Consider the following 2890-nt stretch of genomic DNA (forward strand, 5'->3'; position numbering starts at 1 on the left):
CCCGCGGCCCCTGAACCGCGGGCAAGCACTGCTCCCACATAAAAGCATCAAAGCAATGTTCTAAACCGCCATCGGCGCGGTCATTGCCGGGTGGTGTTCATAGCCTTCAAGCGAGAAGTCTGAAGGCTCGATCTGCTCCAGCCATTCCGGTTGATACACACCGGTCTTGGCAAACTCCGGCACCCGATCGGAAATCACCAGTTTCGGCATCGGATACGGCTCGCGCTTGAGCTGTTCGTTGAGCATGTCCAGGTGGTTTTCGTAGACATGGGCATCGCCGATGAAATACGTGAACCAACGCGGCGTGTAGCCCGTCAGACGGCCGATCAGGCTCAGCAGCGCAGCGCCTTCAGTCAGGTTGAACGGTGTGCCCAGGCCCAGATCGTTGGAGCGGATGTACAGCGTCAGGGAGATCTCTTTGGTCTCCTGATTCGGGTGGAACTGATACAGCAGGTGGCACGGCGGCAAAGCCATTTCATCCAACTGAGCGCAGTTCCAGCCGTGGAACAGAATACGACGGCTGCCCGGATCCTTGATGATGGTGTCGACGCACTGACGAATCTGATCGATGGCCTTATACAGCACCACGTAAGGCTGACCGTCTTCCTCTGATTGAGCGATCTGCTGATAGCCCTGGCTTAGCGCCAGTTCGATGGCTTTCGGATTACTCAGGTCAATGCGCTTGTAGGCAGGCCACTTGCGCCATTGCACGCCGTAGATTTCGCCCAGATCGTCTTCGCCCTTACGGAACGGGTTATCCAGCCATTGGGCGTTTTCGTTGGCGTTCTGGTCCCAGACTTTGCAGCCCAGTTCGCGAAACTCAGCCGCGTTGTTCACGCCACGCAGGAAGCCCACCATTTCGCCGATGGCCGACTTGAAGGCCATACGCCGGGTGGTAATTGCCGGGAAGCCTTCCTTGAGGTCGTAACGCAGCATGGCGCCGGGAAAACTGATGGTTTTCACACCGGTGCGGTTGGCCTGCAACGTGCCGTTCTTGATGACGTGGGCGACCAGATCCAGATATTGCTTCATAAATTACCTGCTTCGTGAATCCGCCGGGCAGCCTCGCCCGACGTTTCGGTGTTAGACCGCCGCGTTCTTGCCAGCGGGCGCGCGATTGTAGGCCAGCCAGATCAGCACGATACCGGCGATGATCATCGGCAGGCTGAGAATCTGCCCCATGGTGACCCAGCCCCATGCCAGATAACCCAGTTGCGCGTCGGGCATCCGCACGAATTCGACCAGGAACCGGAACAGCCCGTAAAACAGGGCGAACATGCCGGAAATAGCCATCGTTGGACGGGGTTTGCGAGAAAACAGATAGAGGATCAGGAACAGCGCCACACCTTCGAGTGCGAATTGATACAACTGCGAAGGATGACGTGGCAATTGCGCCGGATCGCTGAAGGGCGGGAAGACCATTGCCCATGGCAAATCCGTCGGTTTGCCCCACAACTCGGCGTTGATGAAGTTGCCGATACGACCCGCACCCAGCCCAATCGGCACCATGGGCGCAACGAAATCCATGAGTTCGAAGAACGACTTGCCATTGCGTCGGCCGAACCACCATGCCGCGATCATGACCCCGACGAAACCGCCGTGGAACGCCATTCCGCCCTTCCAGACTTCGAAGATCAACAGTGGATTGGCGATGTACGCGGGCAGGTCGTAGAACAACACATAACCCAATCGCCCACCGACGATCACGCCCATGGCCAGCCAGAAAATCATGTCGGAGAGCTTTTCCTTGGTCCAGGTCGGATCAAAGCTGTTCAACCGCCGTGATGCCAGCAGCCACGCGCCGCCAATCCCGACCAGGTACATCAAGCCGTACCAGTGAATTTGCAGCGGGCCGATGGCCACCGCCACCGGGTCAATCTGCGGGTAAGGCAGCATTGCAACTCCTTAAATGGGAACGCTCTTGCGAGCACTTAACCAGACACACTAAAGCAGGAAACATAAACCCGTGCTGAACAGCTATTGGCCGGGCATGACGAAAAGAGACCGGCATGTTACCGGAGCCCGGCCCGTCGCTCTAGCGGCGCGCGATGGATGCAAGCTTCATGTGTGAGTAAAGTGGCTGAAAAAGGAGTACTGCATGTGTCTCATCGCTTTCGCCTGGCGCCCTTCTAACGCCCGGCCGCTGATCGTCGCGGCCAATCGTGACGAGTTCTATGCGCGCTCGACCCAGCCCCTCGCGCGGTGGGCGGACGCACCACAGGTCTATGCCGGGCGGGACCTTGAAGCTGGCGGAACCTGGCTTGGTATCACCGCAGACGGGCGTTTCGCGGCACTGACTAATATTCGCAACCCGAGCTTGCCACTGGGGCATCGTTCACGAGGCGAACTGGTTGCTCAATTTTTGACCAGCGATATTCCGGTCGAAGATTATCTTGCCGAGGTAGCCAACAGATCGGATGAATACGGCGGTTTTAATCTGCTGGTGGGCGATCGTCAGCAGTTGTACTACCTCAACGGCTCAAACCCTGAGCCTCGTCGGCTCGATGAAGGTGTCTATGGTCTCTCCAACGCAGCACTGGATACGCCCTGGCCAAAAGTTGAGAAGGCCAAGACTGCCCTGAGTACCCAACTTAATGATCCGAATCCACTGGCACTCATGGCCTTATTGAGCGACCCGACCACCGCCCCAACAACTGAGCTGCCTGATACGGGTGTCAGCCTGGAGACCGAAAAGCTGCTGTCGAGCCTGTTCATCGCCAGCCCCAATTACGGCACCCGGGCCAGCACGGTGCTGATCGTCAATGCTGACGGCAGCCGACACTTCGTTGAACACAGTTTCGGGCCTTATGGCGGGAGATTGGGTGAGGTGGAGTTGAGGCTTTAGATCCTGTGGGAGATTCTGGGGTTACCCGTAACCCGACGTGGGACC

The 2890-nt window shown here is 57.9% G+C and carries 3 protein-coding genes; 1 reads left to right on the forward strand and 2 read right to left on the reverse strand.

Annotated features, from left to right (window positions below; genetic code table 11):
• Window positions 1-60: 60 nt before the first annotated feature.
• Complete coding sequence (locus tag H8S59_RS26645) at window positions 61-1032, reverse strand: thymidylate synthase (RefSeq protein ID WP_095092592.1); 972 nt, start codon at window positions 1030-1032, stop codon at window positions 61-63.
• Window positions 1033-1083: 51 nt separating this feature from the next.
• Window positions 1084-1896 carry a prolipoprotein diacylglyceryl transferase gene (gene lgt / locus H8S59_RS26650; protein ID WP_095092594.1) on the reverse strand — a complete coding sequence of 271 codons (813 nt, stop codon included), beginning with the start codon at window positions 1894-1896 and terminating at the stop codon, window positions 1084-1086.
• 202 nt (window positions 1897-2098) lie between these two features.
• Between lgt and H8S59_RS26655 the strand changes: the two genes are divergently transcribed.
• Entirely contained in the window at window positions 2099-2845 is a 747-nt protein-coding gene (locus tag H8S59_RS26655; RefSeq protein WP_187523347.1) for an NRDE family protein, read from the forward strand.
• The last annotated feature ends 45 nt before the right edge of the window (window positions 2846-2890 follow it).

The sequence above is a fragment of the Pseudomonas folii genome (assembly GCF_014357575.1).
In the GTDB taxonomy this organism is placed as follows: domain Bacteria; phylum Pseudomonadota; class Gammaproteobacteria; order Pseudomonadales; family Pseudomonadaceae; genus Aquipseudomonas; species Aquipseudomonas folii.

What these genes read in the sequence shown, in the direction of transcription:
- H8S59_RS26655 (WP_187523347.1), top strand. Translation starts at nt 2,099, where the DNA reads ATGTGTCTCATCGCTTTCGCCTGGCGCCCTTCTAACGCCCGGCCGCTG.
- H8S59_RS26645 (WP_095092592.1), bottom strand. Translation starts at nt 1,032, where the DNA reads ATGAAGCAATATCTGGATCTGGTCGCCCACGTCATCAAGAACGGCACG.
- lgt (WP_095092594.1), bottom strand. Translation starts at nt 1,896, where the DNA reads ATGCTGCCTTACCCGCAGATTGACCCGGTGGCGGTGGCCATCGGCCCG.